24 protein-coding genes, 1 tRNA gene, 1 other RNA gene and 1 other annotated feature are annotated in these 24,105 nt (G+C 42.3%); of the genes, 17 read left to right on the top strand and 9 right to left on the bottom strand.

Going from position 1 to position 24,105, the window contains the following annotated elements; translation table 11 throughout:
- Nucleotides 1-7 precede the first annotated feature (7 nt).
- The 4 genes from dnaN to Hs20B_RS04545 all read right to left on the bottom strand — a co-directional run bounded on the left by dnaN (nt 8) and on the right by Hs20B_RS04545 (nt 4,603).
- The gene (gene dnaN / locus Hs20B_RS04560) at nt 8-1,150 is read right to left on the bottom strand and encodes a DNA polymerase III subunit beta (protein ID WP_172356062.1); all 1,143 of its coding nucleotides are present in this window, start codon (nt 1,148-1,150) and stop codon (nt 8-10) included.
- Between the two features lie 177 nt (nt 1,151-1,327).
- Nucleotides 1,328-2,710, bottom strand: a complete 1,383-nt coding sequence (dnaA, locus tag Hs20B_RS04555) for a chromosomal replication initiator protein DnaA (RefSeq protein WP_172356060.1) — start codon at nt 2,708-2,710, stop codon at nt 1,328-1,330.
- 321 nt (nt 2,711-3,031) lie between these two features.
- A complete protein-coding gene (locus Hs20B_RS04550; protein WP_371863842.1) occupies nt 3,032-3,817 on the bottom strand; it encodes a ParB/RepB/Spo0J family partition protein in 786 nt (261 codons plus the stop codon).
- A gap of 57 nt (nt 3,818-3,874) precedes the next feature.
- Nucleotides 3,875-4,603: a DUF975 family protein gene (locus tag Hs20B_RS04545; protein WP_172356058.1), complete on the bottom strand. Its 729-nt coding sequence runs from the start codon at nt 4,601-4,603 to the stop codon at nt 3,875-3,877.
- Nucleotides 4,604-4,885: 282 nt separating this feature from the next.
- Between Hs20B_RS04545 and yajC the strand changes: the two genes are divergently transcribed.
- The 8 genes from yajC to Hs20B_RS04505 all read left to right on the top strand — a co-directional run bounded on the left by yajC (nt 4,886) and on the right by Hs20B_RS04505 (nt 11,746).
- Nucleotides 4,886-5,236: a preprotein translocase subunit YajC gene (gene yajC / locus Hs20B_RS04540; RefSeq protein ID WP_172356056.1), complete on the top strand. Its 351-nt coding sequence runs from the start codon at nt 4,886-4,888 to the stop codon at nt 5,234-5,236.
- Between the two features lie 111 nt (nt 5,237-5,347).
- Entirely contained in the window at nt 5,348-6,079 is a 732-nt protein-coding gene (gene uppS / locus Hs20B_RS04535; RefSeq protein ID WP_172356054.1) for an undecaprenyl pyrophosphate synthase, read from the top strand.
- Entirely contained in the window at nt 6,076-6,870 is a 795-nt protein-coding gene (locus tag Hs20B_RS04530) for a phosphatidate cytidylyltransferase (RefSeq protein WP_172356052.1), read from the top strand. Before uppS ends, Hs20B_RS04530 begins: the two co-directional genes overlap by 4 nt.
- 4 nt (nt 6,871-6,874) lie before the next feature.
- Nucleotides 6,875-8,053, top strand: coding sequence for a 1-deoxy-D-xylulose-5-phosphate reductoisomerase (gene dxr / locus Hs20B_RS04525; RefSeq protein ID WP_172356050.1), 1,179 nt, complete (start codon nt 6,875-6,877; stop codon nt 8,051-8,053).
- A 23-nt stretch (nt 8,054-8,076) separates the two neighbouring features.
- The gene (rseP, locus tag Hs20B_RS04520) at nt 8,077-9,315 is read left to right on the top strand and encodes an RIP metalloprotease RseP (protein WP_172356115.1); all 1,239 of its coding nucleotides are present in this window, start codon (nt 8,077-8,079) and stop codon (nt 9,313-9,315) included.
- A gap of 122 nt (nt 9,316-9,437) precedes the next feature.
- On the top strand, nt 9,438-11,291 hold the full coding sequence (locus tag Hs20B_RS04515; RefSeq protein ID WP_172356048.1) for a proline--tRNA ligase: 1,854 nt from the start codon (nt 9,438-9,440) through the stop codon (nt 11,289-11,291).
- Between the two features lie 116 nt (nt 11,292-11,407).
- Nucleotides 11,408-11,601: non-coding RNA, 6S RNA (gene ssrS / locus Hs20B_RS04510), on the top strand.
- 72 nt (nt 11,602-11,673) lie between these two features.
- Nucleotides 11,674-11,746, top strand: a tRNA-Lys gene (locus Hs20B_RS04505).
- A 56-nt stretch (nt 11,747-11,802) separates the two neighbouring features.
- Here Hs20B_RS04505 and Hs20B_RS09810 read toward each other — a convergent pair.
- A complete protein-coding gene (locus Hs20B_RS09810; RefSeq protein ID WP_172356047.1) occupies nt 11,803-12,114 on the bottom strand; it encodes an HAD hydrolase family protein in 312 nt (103 codons plus the stop codon).
- Nucleotides 12,090-12,554 (bottom strand): HAD hydrolase family protein, encoded by a 465-nt coding sequence (locus Hs20B_RS09805; protein ID WP_172356045.1) that lies wholly within the window; start codon nt 12,552-12,554, stop codon nt 12,090-12,092. Before Hs20B_RS09805 ends, Hs20B_RS09810 begins: the two co-directional genes overlap by 25 nt.
- 185 nt (nt 12,555-12,739) lie before the next feature.
- On the opposite strand from Hs20B_RS09805, the gene Hs20B_RS04490 reads away from it, so the two are divergent.
- From Hs20B_RS04490 to Hs20B_RS04465, 6 genes are all read left to right on the top strand, one after another.
- The gene (locus tag Hs20B_RS04490) at nt 12,740-13,912 is read left to right on the top strand and encodes a pyridoxal phosphate-dependent aminotransferase (protein WP_172356043.1); all 1,173 of its coding nucleotides are present in this window, start codon (nt 12,740-12,742) and stop codon (nt 13,910-13,912) included.
- Between the two features lie 96 nt (nt 13,913-14,008).
- Entirely contained in the window at nt 14,009-14,764 is a 756-nt protein-coding gene (gene recO / locus Hs20B_RS04485) for a DNA repair protein RecO (RefSeq protein ID WP_172356041.1), read from the top strand.
- A gap of 76 nt (nt 14,765-14,840) precedes the next feature.
- Nucleotides 14,841-15,443, top strand: a complete 603-nt coding sequence (locus tag Hs20B_RS04480) for an ECF transporter S component (protein WP_172356039.1) — start codon at nt 14,841-14,843, stop codon at nt 15,441-15,443.
- Nucleotides 15,443-16,207 (top strand): energy-coupling factor transporter transmembrane component T family protein, encoded by a 765-nt coding sequence (locus Hs20B_RS04475; RefSeq protein WP_172356037.1) that lies wholly within the window; start codon nt 15,443-15,445, stop codon nt 16,205-16,207. Before Hs20B_RS04480 ends, Hs20B_RS04475 begins: the two co-directional genes overlap by 1 nt.
- Nucleotides 16,204-17,034, top strand: a complete 831-nt coding sequence (locus Hs20B_RS04470) for an energy-coupling factor ABC transporter ATP-binding protein (protein ID WP_172356035.1) — start codon at nt 16,204-16,206, stop codon at nt 17,032-17,034. The genes Hs20B_RS04475 and Hs20B_RS04470 overlap by 4 nt, the downstream gene beginning before the upstream one ends.
- On the top strand, nt 17,031-17,798 hold the full coding sequence (locus Hs20B_RS04465) for an energy-coupling factor ABC transporter ATP-binding protein (protein WP_172356033.1): 768 nt from the start codon (nt 17,031-17,033) through the stop codon (nt 17,796-17,798). The genes Hs20B_RS04470 and Hs20B_RS04465 overlap by 4 nt, the downstream gene beginning before the upstream one ends.
- Before the next feature lie 12 nt (nt 17,799-17,810).
- On the opposite strand, the gene Hs20B_RS04460 is transcribed toward Hs20B_RS04465, so the two are convergent.
- Genes Hs20B_RS04460 through trpS form a run of 3 tightly spaced genes read right to left on the bottom strand, consistent with a single transcriptional unit; the run spans nt 17,811 to nt 20,336 of the window.
- A complete protein-coding gene (locus Hs20B_RS04460) occupies nt 17,811-18,665 on the bottom strand; it encodes a glycerophosphodiester phosphodiesterase (protein WP_172356113.1) in 855 nt (284 codons plus the stop codon).
- Nucleotides 18,649-19,308, bottom strand: a complete 660-nt coding sequence (locus Hs20B_RS04455; protein WP_371863843.1) for an HD domain-containing protein — start codon at nt 19,306-19,308, stop codon at nt 18,649-18,651. The genes Hs20B_RS04460 and Hs20B_RS04455 overlap by 17 nt, the downstream gene beginning before the upstream one ends.
- On the bottom strand, nt 19,308-20,336 hold the full coding sequence (gene trpS / locus Hs20B_RS04450; protein WP_172356029.1) for a tryptophan--tRNA ligase: 1,029 nt from the start codon (nt 20,334-20,336) through the stop codon (nt 19,308-19,310). The genes Hs20B_RS04455 and trpS overlap by 1 nt, the downstream gene beginning before the upstream one ends.
- A gap of 65 nt (nt 20,337-20,401) precedes the next feature.
- Nucleotides 20,402-20,627: a binding site (T-box leader), on the bottom strand.
- A gap of 146 nt (nt 20,628-20,773) precedes the next feature.
- Here trpS and Hs20B_RS04445 point away from each other — a divergent pair.
- From Hs20B_RS04445 to Hs20B_RS09640, 3 genes are all read left to right on the top strand, one after another.
- A complete protein-coding gene (locus Hs20B_RS04445) occupies nt 20,774-21,379 on the top strand; it encodes a VanZ family protein (RefSeq protein ID WP_172356027.1) in 606 nt (201 codons plus the stop codon).
- 108 nt (nt 21,380-21,487) lie between these two features.
- Nucleotides 21,488-23,110, top strand: coding sequence for an ABC-F family ATP-binding cassette domain-containing protein (locus Hs20B_RS04440; protein ID WP_172356025.1), 1,623 nt, complete (start codon nt 21,488-21,490; stop codon nt 23,108-23,110).
- A 103-nt stretch (nt 23,111-23,213) separates the two neighbouring features.
- A complete protein-coding gene (locus Hs20B_RS09640) occupies nt 23,214-24,080 on the top strand; it encodes a hypothetical protein (RefSeq protein ID WP_191088434.1) in 867 nt (288 codons plus the stop codon).
- Nucleotides 24,081-24,105 lie beyond the last annotated feature (25 nt).

Genomic DNA, 24,105 nt, shown 5'->3' with positions numbered 1-24,105 from the left:
TATAACATTAGTTGGTACGAACCGGTGTGACCAGTTGCACAAAATCAAGCGTATCGCTCTTAGGGACCAAGGTAAATGGCCGCACACCTGAGATAAAGCGAATCCGAACTTCAGGCTCGTTGATGACTTTTAAAGCATCAATCATATACTGTGGATTAAAGGAAATCACAAGATCGTCACCAGATTTAGCAAGGGGGGTGATTTCTTCATGAACTGATCCGACCTCTGGTGAATTAACCGTCGCAATCACCTTGTCAGAAGTCACGGTCAATTTAACAGTACCGTTTGTCGTCGCACTAGAGAGCAATTTAGCGCGGTCCATGGTGTGACGAAGATTTGCAACGTCAAAGGTCAAATCAAGCGTATAATCGTCGGTTGAGGGAATCAAGCGGTCTGTATCAGGATAATTTCCTTCAACAAGACGCGTGTAAAATGAAACCGTGTCATTTCGAAAGAGGATTTGATTGCTTGAAAAGAAGATGTCAAGCTCGTTATCATCGTCAGTAAAAACTGATTTGAAGCTATTAACAGATTTATTTGGTAAAACCAGATCAAAATTTTCACTCAATTTATCAAGCGTAATCACGCGCTGACTCATCCTGTGTGAGTCTGTTGCGACTGATTTGAGTACTTTGTTGTCGCTCAAAATCAAGTGCAATCCCGTCAAAATCGGACGAGATTCCTGTGTTGACACGGCAAATGCTGTTTCAGAGAAAATATCTTTTAAGACACCCGCCTTGATTTTTAAAGGATTTTCAGTCGGCATGTCTTGCAATCGCGGATACATCTCAACATCCAAGCCTTTGAGCGTGATTTCAGACTGACCAGACGTCAGAACCACTTGATTTTGCTCAATTTCTTTAAAATCAAAAGAAATTTCAGGTAAATTTGTCACGACGCTTTCAAAAAATCCTGCTTCAAGTAAGATACTACCTGCTTCTGTGATGATCATACCTGCATTTTCATCATCTTTTGACAAATGATTTTCGATTGAGATTTGACCATTTGATCCAGTCAATGTAATACCTGCTTCTGTGACATCAATTTTGATTTTTGACAGGGTTGGAATTGCCACTTTACTAGAAATAGCTTGCTTTGTAATTCTCAAGTTATTGAGAAATGCCGTTTTGTTGATTGAAAAATTGATCATTTGTGAGAGCTCTTTCTTTTATTAGTTAAATAAATATAGATAGTAATAGTAATAGGTGCTGTGGATAGTGTGGATAAGTCAGGATAAGTAAGTCATGCGAGATAAAAATATGTGTGGATAAGTTTGAATAAGCTGTGAACAAGCCGAGCTATTCTCCACAATACAAAATAGACAAAATCAACGAAGATTTGATTTGATTGTATCCATTTCTTTCTGAAGTTGAGTATCTGTCTTCATTTTTTTAGAGATTTGTGACTGGGCATACATGACAGTGGTATGATCGCGTCCGCCAAATTCCTTGCCAATAGCAGGAAGACTCTTGTTTGTGAGCTCACGGATCAGATACATGGCAATTTGCCTCGGATAGGCGATTTCTTTGGGACGTTTTTTACTAATCATATCTGCGACAGAAATCTTGTAAAAATTTGCGACCTCCTCTTGAATCTTACTTGATGAGATGTCGCTGTCGTGCATGAGTTTATCGGACTCAAGCATATTTAGTGCCTTTGCCGCTGTGTCAACATTGATTGTCTCAACATGATAAGTGTCAGCATAGAACTTGAGATTTTTCAGTGCGCCTTCAAGATCGCGCACATTAGAATCAATCCGGCTAGCAATATAAGATAGGGTTTCTGACGGCACTTTGATTGCCATCTCGTCAACTTTATTGAGCAAAATTGCCATGCGGTCTTCGTAATTTGGCGCTGTGATGTCGGTTGTTAGCCCCCAGCCAAATCGAGATGTGAGACGCTCTTGAAATTCATTAAGCTCAAGCGGCGGTCGGTCACTTGAGATGACAATCTGTGCCCCTTTATCATGCAAGGTATTGAAAGTCTGGAAGAACTCATTGATCGTACCTTCTTTGTTGGCAAAAAACTGAATATCATCTAGTAAAAGCAAGTCAAGCGTACGATATTCATCTGTGAATTCCTGCATCTGATTTTTTCGGGAACTTTGTACGTAGTCATTGACAAAATTTTCTGATGAGACGTATTTGACACGGGCATTTGGATTGGTACTCAAGATTTCATTGCCAATGGCGTTCATCAAGTGGGTCTTACCAAGGCCAGGTCCCCCATAGATAAAGAGAGGATTGTACATGCCGCCTGGATCATTTGCAACAGCAATAGCAGCGCCTAAGGTCATGCGGTTGCCGTCACCTTGGACAAAGTTGCTAAAGGTATATTTGTCGTTGAGGCTATTTTTTAGTTTGACATCAGATTTTGTGATAAAAGTTGCGGTTTCAGACACTTCAGCGCTGGCAATAGATGCTGCTTCAACCCGATCATATAAAGTTGGATCAATGTCATCAGCTGTATAAAGTGAAAAACTGATTGGCGCTCCTAAGACTTCAAAACCTGCAGTTTTGATTAGATCTTCCTGTTTTTTCCAAAAATCACGGTGCAAGTCGCTCTCTAGGTAAATTTTAGCATCATTTTCAGTAATTTCGAGTAATTTTGCAGGTTCAATAAAATAGTCATAAGGTGATTGACCAAGGTTATTTTGCGCCAATTCTTTGACCCGTTCCCAGAACTTGAGCTCATTTTGTGTTAAAGTCATTTTACTCCTTTCTACAGTCTTGTGGATAAGAAAATTATATCATGTTAATTGAAAGTTTTCCACAATTTTTGTAAAAAAATAACCAAAATCAACAATCTGTGATTAAGTTATTCACATGATTGTGGAAAATGGGGATAAAAATAGTTTATTTTTATCTTTTTCACAGGTGAATCCAAAAAAAAAGTGTTATTTAAAGGTAATTAGAACAACTTGTTCACAGATGGGGATAACTTATACACAAGATGTGAATTGATGAAAATCTGTGGAAAAAACAATGGAAAAATAAAAAGCCTGCCAAGGCCTTGTGAAATAATTTGTGGATTATTTGTGGAGGATTGTCTGGATAAGTCGATTGAGTTCATCTAAGTTATCATAGCTGATTTCAATTTTTTTACCTGTTATTGTAACAGGGTTGCCAAGAGTTTGTGCTAAATTTTTCTCAGCTGCTTTGATAAAGATATCAGGCGTTTTTTTATTATTTTGATTTGTTTTAGAGGCATTTATCAATTTTTCAAGTGTTCTGACGGACATATTTTCATTAAAAATGCGTTTAGCTAGACTGATCTGCTCTTGTTCATTGTCTAAAGTAATCAAAAGGCGCGCGTGAGCTTGCGATAGCTTGTGATCGTCAAGCATCTGTAACACTAAATCAGGCAGGCTCAAAAGTCTGATCAGATTTGTCACGTAAGGACGTGATTTACCAAGTTTTTTTGCAATAGCAGCATGCGTCATACCCCCCTTTTCAGATAGATTTTGTAAACTACGCGCTTCGTCAAGTAGGCTCAAATCATCACGTTGAAGATTTTCTAGGATTGATAGTAGCATCATCTCATCGTCAGTCAGATTTCTGATGATAGCTGGGATTTCAGAGAGTCCTGCAAGTTCTGACGCACGAAATCTGCGTTCACCCGCCAAAATCTCATAGCCGATAATACTAGACTTTCTGACAATAATTGGTTGTAAAACGCCATTTTCTTTGATAGAGTCGCTTAATTCTTGTAACTTTTCTGGGTCAAAACTAAGCCTAGGTTGGTAGGGGTTTTTGACAATGCTTGACAGTTGCAATTTTTTGATGGTTTCATTTCCAATTTTGATTTCCATATCCATAACTTTAATTTTATCACGAAATGGGCAGAAAAAAACAGCCGAAGCTGTTTTGTGCGATTATAGGCGGTCTTGTTTTCGTGCTTCGTAGAAAGCAACCATTGCCATGTTCATAAACGGCATGATCCAAATGTTTGGGAGCCCCCAGGCAAATACTGCCAAAATCATCCAACCAATGAAAGTCAAGTTAAACAAGAAATATTTAAACTTGTAGCCGCGCATCATATCGTAAGAGGTGCTAAGTACGTTCCAAACCCCTGTGTAGCTGTCAGTTTCAAGCTTGTCATGCAGAACCATGATGGCCTGTGACCAGCCAAATCCAAGTAAAATCGCAGGAATCCAGCCGATAACTAAAATAAATGATAAAATTTTCAAAACAACTTGTATGATAACCGTAATGAGTACAATCTTGATAAAAGAGCCATCTCTAAACGGGCGTAATATATCAGAAAGCAAGTTAATCTCCGTTTTTTCACCGCGGAAAATCTCGATATAGTTGAAAATCGCTGAGGCAGTGAAAATGGCAATGATAATCGACATCAGAATGCTTAGTAACTGATCACCAAGTAAAATCTGCCAAGAATCTGTCAGGATATTAAAGACGTCAGACAAACTTGCATTGTCTTTGACCTTCTCTGTGACCTGGTCTGACAGGTAGTTACCAGTTGTTTTGACAAATAGATTTGAGATAACGGTAATTGCGATAGGTAAAATTATCAGTAACATTTTTTGGACAAAATTGTCCTTTAAGGCACGCCGTGCAGCGGTTTTAAGTTCTGAGCTGGTCATAAAGACTCCCTTTTTTATAAAATATTTTCTATTAAAATGATAACATTTCTATTAAAAATAAGCAAGATTCAGACGTTTAATTAAAAAGAATAAACAAAGTCACTTTTCTTGCATTCTCAAAAAAAGTGAGCTAAAATAAATTCATAAGGTAAATTTGGTGAGCCCAAATGAGGGTGTGTGCGCGTCACATAACTTTCAGAAAAAAAGTACTAGGGGTAGTACTTTTTTTATTTCAAAAATTTTGATATAATGAGTTAAGCTAAAAATAAATGAGGTAAAAACATGCAATTTGTAATTCTAATCGTTCTTTTCGGTGGTATGATGTGGTTCATGCAACGTAACCAAAAGAAAGCTGCTGCAAAACGTCAAGAACAGCTTGATACGATGCAACCTGGCTCAGAAATCGTGACAATCGGCGGATTACACGGTATTTTGTCAAGTGTTGACACTGCTAAAGGAACAGTTGAACTTGACGCAGAAGGCGTGATTTTGACATTTGATCGTGCTGCAGTAAAAACAGTTAAAACGCCCGCTGCTGCTGATTCAGGAGTTGATGATGTGATTGCTGATGCCAAAACTGACGCAGCCTCAGCTGTTGAAACTGCTGACAAAGCAGACTCACCCTTTGAATAAGTTTGAGATAAAATAAGCTTAGTGGCTTATTTTTTTTGTGAAAATGTTGTGAAAATATGGTAAAATTAAAGGGCGACTTGCTACATTAAAACTAACGAGGTAGTCTGAAACATGACCAATCAAGAAAAAAATATTCCCAAACACGTCGCTGTCATCATGGATGGCAATGGCCGTTGGGCACAAAATCAAGGAAAACCACGTGTATTTGGTCATAGAGCAGGCTTGGATGCACTGCAAAATATCGCCATTCACGCGCAAAATCGTGGCGTCAAAGTCTTAACAGTCTACGCTTTTTCGACTGAAAACTGGACGCGACCTGCAGCTGAGGTTAAGTTCATCATGAGTTTGCCGATAGATTTTTACGAAAAATTTGTGCCAACACTCAAACGTGAAAATATCCGTGTATCAATGATTGGAAAACGTGACGGCGTGCCAAAAGCCACACTAAAATCAATTGATAAAGCCATGGTTGATACAGCTGATAATACAGGTATGATCCTAAATATAGCTCTGAACTACGGTGGTCAAGATGAGATTTTGGACGCGACAAAGGCGATTGCTGATGCGATAAAAACAGGGCAGCTCATGTCTAGTGAGATTACAAAAGAGGTTTTTGAAGACTATCTGACGACTGCTAACTTGCCGTCAGAATACCGCAATCCTGACTTTGTTATCAGAACATCTGGTGAGCACCGTCTCAGTAATTTTTTACCTTGGCAGACAGCTTATAGCGAATTATATTTTACAGAAACATTGTGGCCAGACTTTGATGATGCTGCGCTAGACTTGGCGTTTGCAGCATTTGAAAAAAGAGACCGCAGATATGGAGGAATCAAAAAATGACTCAGAGAATCATCACAGGCGTCGTTGCAGGCGCAGTATTTTTAGGCTTAGCCATCCTTGGTGGCGCACCTTTTCAGATTTTAGTTGGTCTGCTTGTTATCATCGCGATGAGTGAGCTGTTCAAGATGCGCAAGCTTGACATCTTGTCATTTGAGGGAATTCTTGCAACGCTTGCGGCGCTTGCACTTTCCCTACCAACAACACAGTATTTTCCAAAACTAGGCACGGACAGCAACTTGACTTTGTTTACGCTAGTTTTGTTCATCATGATGGGTATCATGGTCTTTACCAATGGCAAGTACACGTTTGAGGACATCGGTTTTCCGTTTTTATCTGCGTTTTACATCGGCATCGGCTTTCAAAATCTCCTTGCGGCGCGTGCTAGCAGCCTATTTATCTTTTTCATGGCATTATTTATCGTGTGGGCGACGGATTCAGGTGCTTACTTTGTCGGGCGAAAACTCGGCAAAACTAAGCTCATTCCTAGTGTCTCGCCAAATAAAACAGTTGAAGGCTCGCTTGGCGGTGTTATTTCTGCCATTGTTGTGGCGCTGATCATGATATTTTTGTATCCAAAGCTTGCGCCTAACACAAACATTTTCAAGATGATTCTTTTAGTGGCGATTTTCTCAGTTGTTGGGCAGCTCGGTGATCTCGTCGAGTCAAGCCTCAAACGTCATTTTGGTGTCAAAGATTCAGGCAAGATTTTACCAGGTCATGGCGGGATTTTGGACCGATTTGACAGCATGATTTTTGTTTTCCCGATTATGCACCTTTTAGGACTATTCTAATGTTATGACACTTAAAAAAATCATGCTGATGGGTGCAACGGGTAGTGTCGGCACTCAGGCTTTAGACGTGATAGCTGCGCATCCAGACTTGTTTGAGCTTGTAGGATTTGCCTATGGCGACAATATCGCAAAAGCGCGTGAAATCATCGAAAAATTTTCACCAAAAATCGTCGTATCAGCTTCTGACGCCAATCAAGTCGAGTTAGCACAGGCATTCCCAGAGATTGAGAGCCTGTCAGGTTCTGATGGGTTGATAGAACTTGTTAGTGTTTCTGACTATGATATTTTACTGAACGCAATAGTAGGTTCAGTTGGTCTATTACCAACACTCGAAGCCATCAAACTCGGTCATGACATCGCACTTGCCAATAAAGAAACGCTTGTTGTGGCAGGAGATACCATCATTGCTGAAGCCGCAAGAACTGGCAGCAAGATATTACCTGTTGACAGTGAACACGCAGCGATTTTTCAAGTTTTACAAGGTGTCAAACGAAAAGACGTCAGAAGTCTGACAATAACTGCATCTGGTGGCTCATTTCGGGATAAAAAACGCGAAGAATTAGTAGATGTGACGCTTGAAAGTGCGCTAGCGCATCCTAACTGGTCAATGGGTGCAAAAATCACGCTAGACTCTGCCACCATGGTCAACAAAGGCCTTGAGGTTATCGAAGCGCATCACTTGTTTGACATGCCTTACGACGACATCCACGTCGTCATGCACCGGGAGTCAGTCGTGCACTCGATGATCACGCTTAATGATGGCGCGGTTCTGGCGCAGCTTGGCGCGTCAGACATGCGAGAACCAATCCAGTATGCGCTCGCCTATCCACGCCATATCACCATGCAAAATGAAAAAGACTTTGATCTGACAGAACTTGCCAGTCTGCATTTTGAAAAAATGGACTTGGTCAGATTTCCCATGTTAGATTTGGCTTATCGTGTCGGTAAACTTGGTGGCGGCTATCCTGCAGTTTACAATGCTGCAAACGAAGTTGCAAATCGTGCTTTTCGTGACGGGAAAATCAGTTTTTTAGCAATTGAGCAGCTGATAACACGTGCCGTTTTTGGGCACATGGAGTTTGATGGTCAAAGCTTGCAACAGATTCTTGCGACCGATGCTAAGACACGAAAGAAAGTTGCCACCTGGATTGACACGCTATCATCAGAAAAAGCCAACTCATAATAAATAGAGGAAAATAACTTATGATTCAAAGTTTAGTGACATTTATCATCGTTTTTGGCGTCATCGTTTGTGTCCACGAGTATGGTCATCTCTTTTTTGCAAAAAAAGCGGGCATTTTGGTGCGCGAGTTTTCGATTGGCATGGGGCCGAAAATCTTTGCTCATCAAGCAAAAGATGGCACACTTTATACCATTCGCATCTTGCCGCTGGGTGGTTATGTCCGCATGGCAGGCTGGGGTGAGGATACGACTGAGATTAAGACTGGTGCACCTGCGAGCTTGACGCTTGAGCCTGCGACAAACATCGTCACCCGCGTCAACCTGAGCGCCAAATCTCAGTTTGGGCAAGCGCTCCCAATGCTTGTCACAGCTTACGACTTTGAAAAAGACTTGAGCATCACAGGTGAGGTGAACGGTGAAAATGTCACCTATCAGATTGACCACGATGCGACTGTCGTCGAGGAAGACGGGACAGAGATTCGGATTGCACCGCTTGATGTGCAGTATCAGAGCGCAAGTTTGCCTGGCCGCATGCTGACGAACTTTGCAGGACCGCTGAATAACTTTATTTTAGGTGCTGTCGCTTTTGTTCTCGTTGCCTTCATGCAAGGTGGCGTTCAGGATTTGTCAAGTAATCAAGTAACAATTTCCGACAAATCTTATCCTGCTTACCAGGCAGGCTTGCGAACGGGTGATACGATTAAAGCCATCAATGGTACGAAAGTATCCGACTGGTCAGAACTCTCAGCCGCTATTAGCAAGTCTGACGGCAAAAAAATCAGCGTGACGACCTCTGACAAAACGCTTACCATCACACCTAAAAAAGAAGATAAAAGCTATATCATTGGCGTGACACCCTTGCTAAAAACAGGCTTTTTTGACAAGCTACTAGGTGGCTTAAAAAATGCCGCATCGTCAGCCTTTGCAATCGTAAATGCCCTGAAAGACTTAGTACTTCACCCAAATATCAACAAACTTGGTGGCCCCGTCGCCATGTATCAGATGTCAGGCAAAGTGGCGCGTGAAGGTATCACTACTATTATCAGCTTTATGGCACTACTATCGATTAATCTAGGTATTTTCAACCTGATCCCGATCCCAGCATTAGATGGCGGGAAAATTCTCATGAACATCATCGAAGCCATCCGCCGTAAGCCAATGAAACAAGAAAATGAAAGCATCATCACCCTCATCGGCGTCGGCGTCATGGTCATCCTCATGATTGCAGTGACTTGGAATGATATATTACGCTTGTTTCATTGATTTCTCCAAAATTATCAAAAAACACTGTATTCCAGTGTTTTTTTTGATATAATTAAAGCACTATATGAAAGGAAAGGGCAATCTCCAAGCGGGGTGCTTGATAGGGTTGCCCAACTATCACTATGAAACAATCTAAAATGCTAATTCCAACATTACGCGAGATGCCTTCCGATGCGCAAGTTATCAGCCATGCGCTGCTTGTCCGTGCGGGTTATGTGCGTCAGGTCTCGGCTGGTATCTATGCCTACCTGCCGCTTGCCAATCGCGTGATTGAAAAATTTAAATCAATCATGCGCGAAGAGTTTGATGCTATCGGTGCTGTAGAGCTTCTCGCACCAGCACTTCTGACGGCGGATCTCTGGAAAGAAAGTGGTCGCTATGATACTTATGGGGCTGACCTTTACAAGCTCAAAAACCGTGATTCGTCAGACTTCATCCTTGGTCCGACGCATGAGGAAACAATGACTGCCCTCGTCAGAAATGAAATCACGTCATACAAAAAGTTGCCACTCAACATTTACCAAATCCAACCCAAGTATCGTGATGAAAAACGTCCGCGCTACGGCTTGCTTCGTGGCCGCGAGTTCATCATGAAGGATGGCTATAGCTTCCACGCCAACTATGAGTCGCTTGATGAGACTTATCTCGACTACAAGCATGCCTATGAGGCGATTTTCACGCGCGCAGGTCTTGAGTTTAAAGGCATCATCGGTGACGGCGGTGCGATGGGCGGCAAGGATTCGCAAGAGTTTATGGCGATTACGCCGGATCGGACGGACTTGGAAAAATGGTTGATTTTAGATAAATCAATCGCTGATATTTCTGAAATCCCAGCATCTGTTATCTCAGATATTCAAAACGAGCTAAAAAACTGGCTGATTGCAGGTGAGGATACGATTGCCTACTCTGACGGCTCAGACTATGCCGCTAACTTAGAAATGGCGTCGACTGAGTTTGTCAAACCAACTGTCTACACGGAACAGATTGAGCTTACAAAAGTTGCAACGCCTAATGCGAAAACGATTGATGAAGTGTCAGCTTTTCTTGATGTTCCAGCAGAGCAGACTATTAAGACACTGCTTTATATCGCTGATGGGGAGCCAGTTGTCATCTTGCTACGTGGAGATGATGAGCTAAATGAAGTCAAGCTGACTAACCATCTGGGTGCTGACTTTTTAGAACCTGCCAGTGAAGCTGACGCACTCAAGATTTTCGGTGCGACATTTGGCTCACTTGGCCCTGTTGGCTTGCTAGATACAGTCAAAATTATCGCAGACCGCCTGGTTGAGACAGTTACCAATGCAACGGTCGGCGCAAATGAAGATGGTTTTCACTATCAAAACGCCAATCTTGCACGTGATTATCAGGTTGCAGAATTTGTTGATTTGCGCACGGCAAAAGAGGGTGAAACAGCGCCAGACGGCGGTGGCAAGCTCAAGTTTGCGCGTGGTATCGAGATTGGGCATATTTTCAAACTCGGCACACGTTACTCTGAGAGCATGGGGGCAAACGTGCTTGATGAGAATGGCAAAGCAAAACCAATCATCATGGGCTCTTACGGCATTGGCGTAAGCCGTATGTTATCTGCAATTTTGGAGCAGTTCGCACGTATCAATGTTGAGAAAACATTTAAAGGTGACTACAAGTTTTCATGGTCGATGAACTTTCCAAAAGGCCTTGCGCCTTATGACGTGCACGTCATCCCTGTAAACGTCAAAGATGAAGTGGCTACAGCCCTATCATCAGAAATCGTAGCAACCCTGACATCAAAAGGATTGCAAGTGCTCGAAGATGACCGCAATGAACGCGCTGGCGTCAAGTTTGCAGATAGCGACTTGATTGGTCTTCCCGTTCGCGTGACGGTCGGCAAAAAAGCAGCAGATCGCATCGTTGAAGTGAAAATTCGCGCCACAGGTGACACACTTGAGGTCAATGTGGATGATCTGGCTGAAACATTGTCTATTTTGAGTAAATAAATAAGAAAAAATAAGAACAGAAATCGTGAGGTTTCTGTTTTTTGTGTGAAAAAGAAAGCGGTTTCTTCCTGAGACTTGCAAAAAAAATAAAACCATGTTATGATAGAGATATAAGAAAAGCACTGGAATGTGCGAACTTACTCACATTTTTGACCGACTAAATCGTATTACCTCGGGAGTCTTTGAGACATCTTACAGCGTGCAAGCCATTTTAGATGGAAGCTGCTTCAGTAAGAGCGCGACGCCCACCTGTTTTTGTAACAGCGGGTTCAATACACGAGTGAGTATCCGGCATTCAATCAGTGTTTTTTTGATGCGAAAAAATGACAGTTTTTTCTTGCAATTTTTCGATTATTTGGTATAATTATAAGGTAATGAAGTCGCCTCCTTAGCTCAGTTGGTAGAGCAGTGGACTCTTAATCCATGGGTCGCAGGTTCAAGCCCTGCAGGGGGCATTATAAAAAGGTTCTACACGTTGGTGTAGAACCTTTTGTTTTATGATTTTCCCATATTAATCAGTGTCAAGATTGATACTAGCGATATTTTTAAGGCTTTCTGCGACATCTTTTTTTGATATAGTTGTGATAGGTAAACTTTGATCTAATTTCAACTCATTACCAATAATATATCCTTTCTTTGCATGGCTTAATAATGCGATATCATTTTGATCATTACCAAAAGCGATGTAGTCTCGTCCGGAGAGTCGTTTTGATACTATCGTATATTTGTTGATGTCTTTGGCTGAAATATCAATGGTATTTTCCTTAGAATGAACAACTAAGGAAAGCTCTAACTTGGTTAATATAGTGTAAATTTCGGCCATGCTGTCCAAATTAAGAAGTAAAATCTTAATCGGATTCTTTTAGCAATTTTTTCTTGATCTACTTTTTCTAATATGTTTCGATCGCCACTAATTTTGTAAGCATAATCCCACTCATCATCAATTAAATAGTCTAAGTTATTTTTCTCAATTACTGTTTTTATCGTTGAAAAATCTTTAGTTTTGATAACATTTTCAACATGAATTTTATGATTTTGTTTAACAATACTACCATTGCCACCAATCCAAGTATGATCAAGAAAGTCTGTCAATATCCCTGTCATATCTCGTATAGGACGAGCAGAAGCGAAGATAATCTCGTGGTTAGAAAGCTTATATTTTAGAAGATGTTTAATATCTTCTGGGATATTTTTGCCATCAAAAACAATCGTACCATATAAGTCGAAAACGATTGGTAATGTTTCTTTATGCTTCATTTTCATATGGTTCTCCATTCATATAGTCATAATGGAATTATACGAAATTCTGTTTTTTAAAGCAACTAAGTTATATTTGTAACAACCCATAATTTTTTCAAAAAATCCCCCAATTTCCCGCAAAAAGTGATAAAATATAAGAAAATCTAAATTTTGCAAACAATACTGCAGCATCTAACTAGGAGACCAACATGGACATTTCAAATCTTTTCAATCCCAATCTCGATAAAATCCAAATTTCGGCGATTCGTCGTTTTGATCAGGAAGTGTCAAAGATTCCTGGGATGCTCAAGCTGACTTTGGGGGAGCCTGATTTTAATACACCTGAGCATGTCGAGGCTGCGGCTGTTGCGGCTGTAAATGCACATGAAAGTCACTATACGGGTATGGCTGGTTTACTTGAGCTGCGTCGTGTTGCAAGTTCATTTTTTGCTGACAAGTACGGCATTTCGTTTGATGCTGAGTCTGAGATATTGGTCACGGTTGGTGCCACTGAGGCAATCTCAGCTAGCCTCATGTCTATCCTCGTCGAAGGCGACAAGGTTCTGACGCCTGCACCATTGTACCCAGGCTATGAACCGCTCATCCAGCTTGCTGGCGCTGAAATGGTGGAGATTGATACGACGCAAAATGCCTTTGTTCTGACGCCTGAGATGCTTGAAGCGGCGCTAATCGCAAATCCTGAGACCAAGGCTGTCATCCTCAACTACCCGTCAAATCCGACAGGTGTGACCTATAATCGTGCGCAGATTGAGGCGCTTGCGGCTGTTATCAAAAAATATCCAGTATTTGTCATCTCTGACGAGATTTACTCGGAGCTCAACTATACAGACGAAAAACACATCTCTATTGCGGAGTTTGCGCGTGATCAGACCATTGTTTTAAACGGTTTATCAAAATCACACGCCATGACAGGTTATCGTGTTGGGTTTATCTTAGCAGATAAAACACTTACAAGTCAGATTATCAAAACGCACCAGTATTTTGTGACAGCAGCAACGACCGTGTCGCAATTTGCGGCGATTGAGGCGCTGGAAAATGGTCGTGATGACGCAGCAACTATGAAAGCTGAATATGTTGTGCGCCGCGACTACATCATCTCACAAATGACACCGCTCGGATTTGACATCATCAAACCTGATGGTGCATTCTACATTTTTGCAAAAATCCCAGCTGATTTGAATCAAAATTCCTTTGACTTTTTGATCGAGTTTGCAAATGCCAAACAAGTCGCCTTTATCCCCGGCTCAGCTTTTGGAAAATATGGTGAAGGGTATGTGCGTCTTAGCTACGCAGCAAGTATGGACGTGATCCGTGAAGCCATGGCACGTTTGAGTGATTTTGTGGCTGAAAAACGTGGGTGATTGAAAATTGGTCAAAAAATGCGTCGTCAGAATCACAAAGATGGCGCATTTTTTTTGATATAATCAAAGTAATATCAGTCATCAGAAAGGAGCAGCATGCAAAACGTAGAGACGCGTGGTTTGGTTTTGTTCAGTAGAAATTACCGCGAACAAGATAAATTGGTCAAGATTTTCACAGAAAGTTTTGGCAAGCGGATGTTTTTTGTCAAAAATGCTGGCAAGTCGAAGTTTTCGAGCAGTTTACAGAACTTCACGCAGCTTGATTTGCTTGCGGCTATTAACGAAGAAGGGCTGAGTTTTATTTCAGATATTTCTGAGGCGGTAAGTTACAAGTACATCAACGCGGACATTTTTGCGCAGGCGTATGCCAGTTATATCATCAGTCTGGCTGATGTTGCGATTGCCGATAACCAGTATGACGCCGCGCTCTATGGCTTTCTGATCAAGGCACTTGAGCTGATTGAAAACAGGGTTGACATGGAAGTTGTGACCAATATCTTTGAGTTACAGCTCATGAGTCGCTTTGGCGCACAGCTTGATTTTAGCCAGTGTGTCTTTTGTCACCGCACGGATTTGCCTATGGATTTTTCTTATAAGTTCAATGGTTGCCTGTGCCGAAACCATTTTGATCAAGATATGAAACGGGAGCATATAGCGCCCAACGTCATCTTTTTGTGCCATTCTTTTATGGCGGTAAATCTGGAGACGTTACCAAGTATCAACCTTTCTGATGATCTGAAAAAGCAGATTCGCAGTTTTATAGATGCACTTTATGACCACTATATCGGCGTTCACGTCAAAGCCAAAAAATTTATAGATGGTTTGGGCGACTGGGCAGATATTATGAAATAAAAACTTGAAATCATTGGCTAAACGTCTTATTTTTGTTATAATTAAAACAAGATAACGGAAAAGAGAAAGAGAACTAATGGCAAATAATAGAAAACTTTTTTCACTCAAGCTTTCAACGGCGTCGCTCGTGCTGATTCCTGTTGGCGTTGGGATTAACTATGTTGGGGCAACTTTTGCGCAACTATTAAAATTACCTTTGTGGTTGGATTCGATTGGGACGATTCTGACGGGGGTTTTGGCTGGACCAATCGTTGGTGCCTTAGTCGGCGCCCTCAACAATATCATTTATGGTTTGACGCAAAATCCGATCATGTTTGTCTATGCTCTTACGCAGATTGGAATTGGCCTTTTAGCGGGGATTTTAGCGCATCTGGGGGCTTTCAAAAAGCTGCCAGATGCCATCATCAGCGGCTTTGCGTTGGGTGGTATTGCGATTATCGTCTCAACACCACTGAACATTCTCTTTTGGGGTGGACAAACTGGCAATGCTTGGGGCGACGGTGTCTTTGCAGCACTCATTTCAGCCAATCGCCCTGTCTGGTTTGCGTCGCTTTTAGACGAAATTGTCGTTGATTTTCCTGATAAAGTCGTCGTTGCGGTAATTGCTTTCTTGATTTTCAAGGCATTACCAGAGACACTCAAGGCCATGTACGAAGATGAGGAGATTGAAACGTTCTGATGAAAACGCTCAGTTTATATCAGCCTGGCACGACAGTTGTCCACAAAATCGACGTTCTGACGAAGCTATTTTTCGTTTTGACGGCTGTTTTGACCGTTTATATATCGTCTAGTTTCTCTGTGATTCTAGGCGTTTTGGCGTTATGCATCATTTTACTATTGATTGGAAAAATCTTGCGACGGGCGCTACCGATTGTGCTCGTGTCAGCCTTTGTCATGCTGACGATTTTACTGATACAGGGCTTGTTTTTTCAGGGTAATGAAACGCTGTTGATTAAGCTAGGGTTTCTACATTTTTATCGTGAAGGTTTGTTGTACGCAGTCAGAATCTGCTTGAGAATCCTTGTCATTATCACAGCATTCTCAGTTTTTATCTTGACGACAAATCCTGCGACATTAGTCGCAGAGCTAGAAAAATCAGGCTTGTCACCACGTTTTGGCTATGTTGTGTTGTCAGTTTTACAGATTATTCCACAGATGTCAGCGACATTGTCACGGATTATGGATGCACAAAAATCACGTGCGCTTGAGCTTGATGGTAACTTTTTGACGCGGGTGCGGGCCTTTATCCCGCTCATGGTGCCTGTCGTTATGGACAGTCTGACGAGCACGCGTGAACGCTCACTCGCGCTTGAAGTGCGCGCTTTTAACTCGAAAAAGAAGAAAACGTATCTCTATGATGAGCCCAAATATCGCTTTAACCTCGTCATTAGAGTTGTTTTAGTACTTGCGCTTGTCGCAGTGATTGTGGGGAGGCTAGTATGAGTCGGATTATTGACGTAAAAAATCTCAAATATCGCTATCCCAAAACGGATAAAATCGTGCTCGATAATCTGACTTTTTCGGTTGAAAAAGGGGAGTTTATCGGGATTATCGGAGCCAATTCGGCTGGCAAGTCGACACTTGGACAGGCTTTGATCGGTCTGGTGCCGCATTTTTACAAAGGAACCTATGCAGGTGAGGTCACGGTCAATGGCATAAACGTCCTGTCTGCAAGCGTTGCTGAGATTTCTGAGCACGTTGGGATGGTCTTTCAAAATCCATTCACCCAAGTGACTGGCGCTAAGACGACGGTGTTTGACGAGGTCGCTTTTGGCCTTGAAAATCTTGGCCTGCCACGTGCTGAGATTTTTGGACAGGTGGAAACGGCGCTCAAAACGCTGGGTATATGGGAGTTTCGCGATAAAAATCCGTTTGAGCTTTCTGGTGGGCAAATGCAGCGTATGGCAATCGCAAGTGTCATTGCCATGAATCCTGAAGTTTTAATACTCGATGAGCCGACAAGTCAGCTAGATCCGGAAGGTTCTGAGCAGGTTTTTGAAGCCTGCGAACGCTTGCAAGCACAGGGCATGACCATCATCATGTTGGGGCAGAAAATGGATAAAATCGCACGTTTTGTAGACAAGATGATGCTGATAGATAACGGCAAAATCATTGATTTCAACACTGCAGAAGTGATTTTTTCTCGTGATGACTTGGAGGCACTTGGCGTTGACAGCCCGCCTGTCACAATCCTTGCAAAAAAAATGAACAAGAAAAAAGCCAACGGGTATTTTCCTGTAACCTTAGAAGAGTTGGAGGCGCTATTATGATGCAACTCGAGATAAAAAATCTGAGTTTTTCTTATGAGAAAAATCAGCAGATCTTGCATAACGTTAGTGTGAGTTTTCAAAATGGTTCAGATGATCAAACTTCTCTGCCTACAGCAATCATCGGGCAAAATGGTGCAGGAAAATCAACCCTCGTCAAGCTTCTAAAAGGCTTGATTAAGCCTGATCAAGGTCAGATATTGCAGGATAACCAAGCAATTTCGACTCAAAGCGTTGCTGAAATTGCCCGTCAGATCGGCATGGTTTTTCAAAATCCAAATGATCAGATTTTTAAAAATACCGTCTCAGCTGAGCTTGAATTTGGCATGAAAAACCTAGGATTTGACAAGATGAAAATCCGTGAGAATGTCGCTTTTGTTGCTGAGCTTTTTAGCCTAAATGACGTGCTGGATAAGAACCCCTATGATCTGTCGTTATCAACACGAAAGCTGATCACCGTGGCAAGTGTCATGGCCATGGATCCAAAGATTATCATCTTTGATGAGCCTACGATTGCGCAGGATTTACGAGGCAAAAAAGCGCTGTCAAAAGCAATCAAATTACTGTCAGAACAGGGAAAAATCGTCATCTCAATCTTGCATGATATGGAGTTTGTCTATGATAATTTTCCGCGCGTCATTGTCATGAATGAAGGGGAAATACTCGCTGACGATACGCGAGAACGTATTTTTGATGATGAAGCGCTGATCAAAAAAGCAGGACTTGACACGCCAGTTGCAGTCAAGATTGCCAAACTAAAAAAATAAGCCGAGTAAGGCTTATTTTTGATTATACATCTGCTTGATTCGCACAGCGAGCTCAGGATAGTCTGTCATGAAGCCTGCCAAGTGATGATCAAAAGCAAAGTGAATATCTGCGTCATTATTGGGCGTCCAAGGGCGCAGTGGCTTAGGGATTTGGGGCAGTTTCTTGGCATTTTTTTGTGCCCAGTCAAGTCTAGGATGCAAATGTGTGATGAAGTCAGCGGCCAAACCTTGCTGGATTTTCTTGTCAGAAGTCGACATGAGCAAGCACAGCTCGACCTCAGGTTCAAGCTGTGACAGGGTTTGCAGCGACTGGATATTAAATGAGCAGTAGATATGCGAAAAAGGCCAATTTTGTGACGTCATGAGCTCTGACGTGATCTGCTCGATATTAGGGTAGGGATATTTGTCAGTTTTGATCTCGATATTGAGCACGCCCTTAAAATCCAGCTCGCAAAGTAGCTCAAGCACTTCTGAAAGTAAAGGGATTTTTTCACGTTTATAGCGATCACTAAACCATGCTCCCGCAGAATAACTGCGGATTTTTTCAAAAGTCAGCTCCCGCACGAGCCCACTGCCATTTGTCGTGCGCTCAAGCGTCTCATCGTGGATGACAACGAGCTTTTGGTCGTGTGTCAGGTGCACATCAAGCTCGATGCCATCCGTCCCCACCCGAACAGCCTCGGCAAATGACGCAAGCGTATTTTCAGGTCGATTTGACTTGCTACCACGGTGGGCAAAAATCAACGTCTCTGTCGGTGTAGCAAACATTTTTTGCAAGCGTGGCGAGATTTTCGCCTGTAGCTTTGCACGCCTAGACTTGCGCGCCTCCCACGTCCTGCGGTACCATTTTTTAATCCCCGTAAACATCGGCATACTCCTCTTTGATCGCCGAAACAAAGTCCAGCATGATTTTATCGCGTGAAACCGCCATTTCTTGCGCTTTTTTTGTGTGCAATGTTGCTGAAATCAAGAACAACTTTTCATAAAAATGATTGATCGTCGTGCCCTTGGCGCCATGGTAATCAGCCTTCGAGTGGAAAGTCTGAGGCAAGCTATCGGGATTATAAAGCTCACGATTCCGTGCAAACCCATATTGCAAAGTCCGCGCGATGCCAAAGGCACCAATCGCATCCAGGCGATCAGCATCCTGAACAATCTGACCATTTATATCAAGCGGATAAACCTCACCTGAAAGTCCGTCAGAAAAGGACAGGTGATCAATGATGTCAAACAACTGTTTTTGCAGCGTCTCGTCAAAGTTAATCTTCGTCAGAAAATCTGCAACATTGGCCTTAGCAGCAGCGACATCAGTCACTAATTTTTCATCATATGTATCATGCAAAAGCGCTGCTGCAAGGACTAGTTCATGATTGACGTCAGAAAACGCATCCTCAGGAAAATCCATCAGAATCTTCTCAGCCAGATGATAAACCCGGAAAACATGGTCGTATCCGTGTCCGTCGTGATTATCAGCGTGGCTCTTTTTGGCAAAAGCCATGATATCAGTCATCATTTGAAATAGTTGATGCCCATGGCTGACTTGACTTCGTCCAAGGTCTGTGCAGCGACTGCCTGCGCTTTTTTAGAACCTGCTTTTAGCATGTCATAAACCTGTCCCATGTCTTTTGCAAACTCGAGGCGGCGTTTACGGATAGGTGCAAATTCGCGGTCTAGCACCTCTAGCAGATAACGCTTTGTTTTGACATCACCAAGTCCGCCTGCTTGGTACTGCGCCTTCATCTCAGCGATGGTCGCAGCGTCATCAGCTTTGCCGAAAATATCCAGATATTCAAAGACCATGTTGCCTTCAATCTTGCCTGGATCTTGCACGCGTATATGACCTGGGTCAGTGTACATGCTCATGACTTTCTTTTGGACGGTATCTGCGTCATCTGCGATGAAAATGCCGTTATTAAGCGATTTTGACATCTTGGCATTGCCGTCAAGTCCGGGTAGGCGGCCAGCGCTTTCATTTTCAGGATAAATGCCCTCAGGCTCAACTAAAACGTCAGTTTTGTAGGCATTGTTAAAACTACGGACAAGCTCGCGTGTCTGCTCAATCATCGGTTTTTGGTCATTTCCGACGGGAACGAGATTGGCCTTGAATGCCGTGATGTCAGCGGCTTGCGACACCGGATAAACGAGAAAGCCAGCAGGAATAGACTCGCCAAAACCTTTTTGTGCAATCTCCGTTTTGACCGTCGGATTGCGCTCAAGACGTGCCAAACTCACGAGATTCATGTAATACATCGAAAGCTCAGCCAGTTCAGGAATCTGCGACTGGATGAAAATAGTTGATTTTGCAGGATCGAGACCGACTGCCAGATAGTCGAGTGCAACCTCGCCAACAGACTGGATGATTTTTTCAGGTTCTTTGGCATGGTCAGTCAGGGCTTGCTGGTCAGCCAAAAAAACAAATAAATTGTACTTGTCTTCATTTTGTAGTAAGACACGATTTTTGAGCGAGCCAACATAGTGGCCGATGTGAAGCTGACCTGTTGGGCGGTCACCCGTTAAGATAATTGGTTTACTTGTCATGATCTATTCTCCTTAGCAAAGTAAAGTTGTTTACAACAAAAAAATCCTCAGCAAAAATAAATTTGCTAAAGGACGTCTAACACGCGGTGCCACCTTAATTACGGAAGATTTTCCGTCGCTTATCCCCTCATTTATATCAAGTAAAATAAGGGATGTGTTTAACGCGCACCACGTGACTAAAAGTCGATTATTAAAGCCTGTCACAGTCCATTCATTCGCGTGATTTCTTGTCTCGCAACGACCGACAAGTTTCTGAAAAAAACATAGCGAATTACTACTCTGTGGTATTATTTTACGATTATTTTACGTACTTGTCAAGAGTGGCGCGGTTGGATGGCTGTTTATGGAGATAACTCAAAAATGACATAGCAACCATTTAGTGATATACTTGTGTAAAAGCGTTAGATTAAAGTCAGTCACCTACTAGGAGAAATTGCATGAAGAAAAAAAGTTTAGTTGTGTTTCAATATCTCATTTTTTCCATTCCGTCATTCTTTGTTTGCCAATTTATTTATCAAAATTTTCTCATGATGAGGGTGTCAGAGTATCTCTTTGTCATTTACAATCCTGAAAATGGCGATTTCTGGGTGTCGCTTGCGATCATTTTGCTATTAACATTTCTGATGGCGACAGTCATTTATGCTTTGATTCATTCAGAAATTCCGAAAATCTCGTTTGGCGTGTTAGCGATCAGCTATTTTGTGACATTGGTATTTTTCTTATTTTTCAAAAGCGTTGGTAGTCAAGGGTTAAATCTGAATCCGTTTTCTTGGATCAGCCAGCTATTGACAGGAAATGGTATAGAAGTCCTGTTCAATGTCATCTACTTTTTGCCAATCGGTCTATTGATTAAACGCTTTTCTATTAAGGTGGTTATGATAGCAGTTGGGAGTCTATTTTTGATTGAAGGTTGTCAGTATTTTTTCCATCTAGGTATTTTTGATTTAGGCGATATTTTCTTGAATTTCAGTGGGATAGTCGGCGGTTATTTGCTAAGAAAAGAATCAAAAATCAATCGGATTTTTGGCAGTTTGAGATCATAGTTAGTCACGATAAATCGTCTTTATTTAGCTTAAAGGCGGTTTTATTTCACTTAAAATTGTGCTAAAATAGAAATAACACGTAAAATTGAAGATAATAAGAGGAAAATAATGCTACAAGTAAGTGATATTAGTTTGCAGTTTTCAGATCGAAAACTGTTTGATGATGTAAATATTAAGTTTTTGCCAGGTAACTGTTATGGGTTAATCGGGGCAAACGGTGCAGGAAAATCAACTTTTCTGAAAATTTTAGCAGGAGATATTGAACCGACAACGGGCCACGCATCAATGGGTCCTGATGAGCGGATGAGTATCTTGCGTCAGAACCACTTTGACTATGAAGATCAAACACCACTTGACGTCGTCATGTCAGGTAATGACAGTCTTGCGAAGATTGCCAAGGAAAAAGACGCCATCTACATGAATCCAGACTCGACGGATGATGATTTCATGCGTGCGGCAGAACTTGAAGCGCAGTTTGGTGAGATGGGAGGGTACGAAGCTGACTCGGAAGCCGCATCGTTGCTGCAAAATCTAGGCATCACGGTAGATCAACAAACGACACAAATGGCCAATCTGACAGCAGGTGAACACGTCAAAGTCCTGCTCGCAAAGGCACTGTTTGGTAAACCTGACGTGCTTTTGCTTGATGAACCGACAAATGGTCTCGACATTCAGGCTATCAACTGGCTTGAAGAGTTTCTGATCAACTTTGAAAATACCGTCATTGTCGTTTCCCATGACCGTCATTTTCTAAACAAAGTGTGTACACACATGGCAGATCTCGACTTTGGCAAAATCAAGCTTTTTGTCGGTAACTACGACTTCTGGAAAGAATCGTCAGAACTCGCACTCAAGCTCCAAGGTGACGCCAACCGCAAGTCTGAGGAAAAAATCAAAGAATTGCAAGATTTCATCGCACGCTTTTCTGCCAATGCGTCAAAATCTAAGCAAGCCACATCGCGTAAGAAAATGCTGGATAAAATCGAGTTGGACGAAATTGTGCCATCTTCTCGTAAATATCCATTTATCAACTTCAAACCTGATCGTGAGATCGGAAATGACCTTCTCAAAGTTGACAATCTTTCAGTTGAGATTGACGGCGAAGTAATCATTGACAAGATTAGCTTTATCCTGAATCCTGGCGACAAGACAGCCTTCATCGGTCAAAATGACATCCAAACAACGGCGCTAATCCGTGCAATCATGGGCGATATTGACTATACGGGCGAGGTGAAATGGGGCGTAACGACAAGCCAGGCCTACCTGCCAAAAGATAACTCGCGGGACTTTGCAGGTGGCGAGTCAATCCTTGACTGGCTGCGCCAATTTGCAAGCAAAGAAGAAGATGATAATACTTTTTTGCGCGGTTTCTTAGGTCGCATGCTCTTTAGTGGCGACGAGGTCAACAAGTCCGTCAGCGTCCTGTCTGGTGGCGAAAAAGTCCGCGTCATGCTTAGCAAACTCATGCTCCTCAAGTCAAATGTACTCGTCCTTGACGATCCAACCAATCACTTGGACTTGGAGTCAATCTCATCACTCAATGAAGGCTTGACCAACTACCAAGGCAGCCTCATGTTTGCCAGTCATGACCACGAGTTCATCCAAACCATCTCAAATCACATCGTTGTCATCTCAAAAAATGGTGTGATCGACCGAATCGGCGAAAGCTACGACGAATTTCTGGATAACGAAGAAGTCCAAGCAAAAGTCAAAGCACTGTGGGCTGATTAACATGATTTTGAAAACGTCTTTGGACGTTTTTTTGTTAATAAAAGCACAAGAGATGGTTGAAGTGCCTGATTTTCTGATATAATGGTCTCAAGGAGGAGATAATATGAAGAAAATCCTATTAACTTTAGCAGTATTACTTGCGACTGGTGCAGGCAGTATTGCACATGCAAGTGACTCTGTTGACGCAAAAGGTGCGCCAACAACTAACATCATGTACCGTGTCTACAATCCCAACTCTGGAGAACACTTTTATACAAGTGCAACTGCAGAGAGAAATAACCTAGTCAAACTTGGCTGGCGTTATGAAGGCATTGGCTGGGTTGCACCGCAAAAATCTAGTACACCCGTTTATCGGATGTACAATAAAAATGCTGGTGACCATCATTATACAACACTTGCTGCGGAGCGTGATATGCTTGTAAAAGCTGGCTGGCGCTATGAAGGCATAGGCTGGTATAGCTCAGACACGAAAACTGCCCCCGTTTACCGTGCCTATAACGCAAATGCTAAAAAAGCAGGTAGCCACAACTATACACTAAACGGTGGGGAACAAAGCGTTTTAGTTGGTCTGGGCTGGCGCAATGAGGGCATTGGTTGGTATGCAGCGACACCACTTAGTACCGTTATCACTTTTAACAAAGTCGCAACAAGCTTTGTTAAAAATGCAGATGGTTACACGATTGGCGGACCGACCCTAGACGAAGCCTCTAAAGCAATCGGCCAAGAACTTGCAGCAACGGGCTCAAGCGTCTTTACAAATAACAGAAATTACCATGTCTTGATCTCAAAAGCGACGATAGGGACGGTTGGCACAAACTCGGTTATCTTGACAACTTACTCTTATGACGCCTCTATCGATCTAGAGACAGGCAAACAAGGGGATCTACCAGATGATGCAAAAGACGGTCAAATTTTTGAAAAATTCTTGACACTTGTTCCGACTGAAACAAACACAAACGCGTTAGACTAATGAATACAAATATAAGAAAAACTCG

It is taken from the genome of Pseudolactococcus insecticola (assembly GCF_011170065.1).
GTDB classification, from domain to species: Bacteria; Bacillota; Bacilli; order Lactobacillales; family Streptococcaceae; genus Pseudolactococcus; species Pseudolactococcus insecticola.
This window is presented reverse-complemented; position numbering and strand designations above follow the sequence as displayed.

Bases quoted from the DNA above. Each gene is read 5' to 3' on its own strand.
- dnaN (WP_172356062.1), bottom strand. From the start codon at position 1,150: ATGATCAATTTTTCAATCAACAAAACGGCATTTCTCAATAACTTGAGA.
- dnaA (WP_172356060.1), bottom strand. From the start codon at position 2,710: ATGACTTTAACACAAAATGAGCTCAAGTTCTGGGAACGGGTCAAAGAA.
- Hs20B_RS04550 (WP_371863842.1), bottom strand. From the start codon at position 3,817: ATGGATATGGAAATCAAAATTGGAAATGAAACCATCAAAAAATTGCAA.
- Hs20B_RS04545 (WP_172356058.1), bottom strand. From the start codon at position 4,603: ATGACCAGCTCAGAACTTAAAACCGCTGCACGGCGTGCCTTAAAGGAC.
- yajC (WP_172356056.1), top strand. From the start codon at position 4,886: ATGCAATTTGTAATTCTAATCGTTCTTTTCGGTGGTATGATGTGGTTC.
- uppS (WP_172356054.1), top strand. From the start codon at position 5,348: ATGACCAATCAAGAAAAAAATATTCCCAAACACGTCGCTGTCATCATG.
- Hs20B_RS04530 (WP_172356052.1), top strand. From the start codon at position 6,076: ATGACTCAGAGAATCATCACAGGCGTCGTTGCAGGCGCAGTATTTTTA.
- dxr (WP_172356050.1), top strand. From the start codon at position 6,875: ATGACACTTAAAAAAATCATGCTGATGGGTGCAACGGGTAGTGTCGGC.
- Hs20B_RS04515 (WP_172356048.1), top strand. From the start codon at position 9,438: ATGAAACAATCTAAAATGCTAATTCCAACATTACGCGAGATGCCTTCC.
- Hs20B_RS09810 (WP_172356047.1), bottom strand. From the start codon at position 12,114: ATGGCCGAAATTTACACTATATTAACCAAGTTAGAGCTTTCCTTAGTT.
- Hs20B_RS09805 (WP_172356045.1), bottom strand. From the start codon at position 12,554: ATGAAAATGAAGCATAAAGAAACATTACCAATCGTTTTCGACTTATAT.
- Hs20B_RS04490 (WP_172356043.1), top strand. From the start codon at position 12,740: ATGGACATTTCAAATCTTTTCAATCCCAATCTCGATAAAATCCAAATT.
- recO (WP_172356041.1), top strand. From the start codon at position 14,009: ATGCAAAACGTAGAGACGCGTGGTTTGGTTTTGTTCAGTAGAAATTAC.
- Hs20B_RS04480 (WP_172356039.1), top strand. From the start codon at position 14,841: ATGGCAAATAATAGAAAACTTTTTTCACTCAAGCTTTCAACGGCGTCG.
- Hs20B_RS04475 (WP_172356037.1), top strand. From the start codon at position 15,443: ATGAAAACGCTCAGTTTATATCAGCCTGGCACGACAGTTGTCCACAAA.
- Hs20B_RS04470 (WP_172356035.1), top strand. From the start codon at position 16,204: ATGAGTCGGATTATTGACGTAAAAAATCTCAAATATCGCTATCCCAAA.
- Hs20B_RS04465 (WP_172356033.1), top strand. From the start codon at position 17,031: ATGATGCAACTCGAGATAAAAAATCTGAGTTTTTCTTATGAGAAAAAT.
- Hs20B_RS04460 (WP_172356113.1), bottom strand. From the start codon at position 18,665: ATGTTTACGGGGATTAAAAAATGGTACCGCAGGACGTGGGAGGCGCGC.
- Hs20B_RS04455 (WP_371863843.1), bottom strand. From the start codon at position 19,308: ATGACTGATATCATGGCTTTTGCCAAAAAGAGCCACGCTGATAATCAC.
- trpS (WP_172356029.1), bottom strand. From the start codon at position 20,336: ATGACAAGTAAACCAATTATCTTAACGGGTGACCGCCCAACAGGTCAG.
- Hs20B_RS04445 (WP_172356027.1), top strand. From the start codon at position 20,774: ATGAAGAAAAAAAGTTTAGTTGTGTTTCAATATCTCATTTTTTCCATT.
- Hs20B_RS04440 (WP_172356025.1), top strand. From the start codon at position 21,488: ATGCTACAAGTAAGTGATATTAGTTTGCAGTTTTCAGATCGAAAACTG.
- Hs20B_RS09640 (WP_191088434.1), top strand. From the start codon at position 23,214: ATGAAGAAAATCCTATTAACTTTAGCAGTATTACTTGCGACTGGTGCA.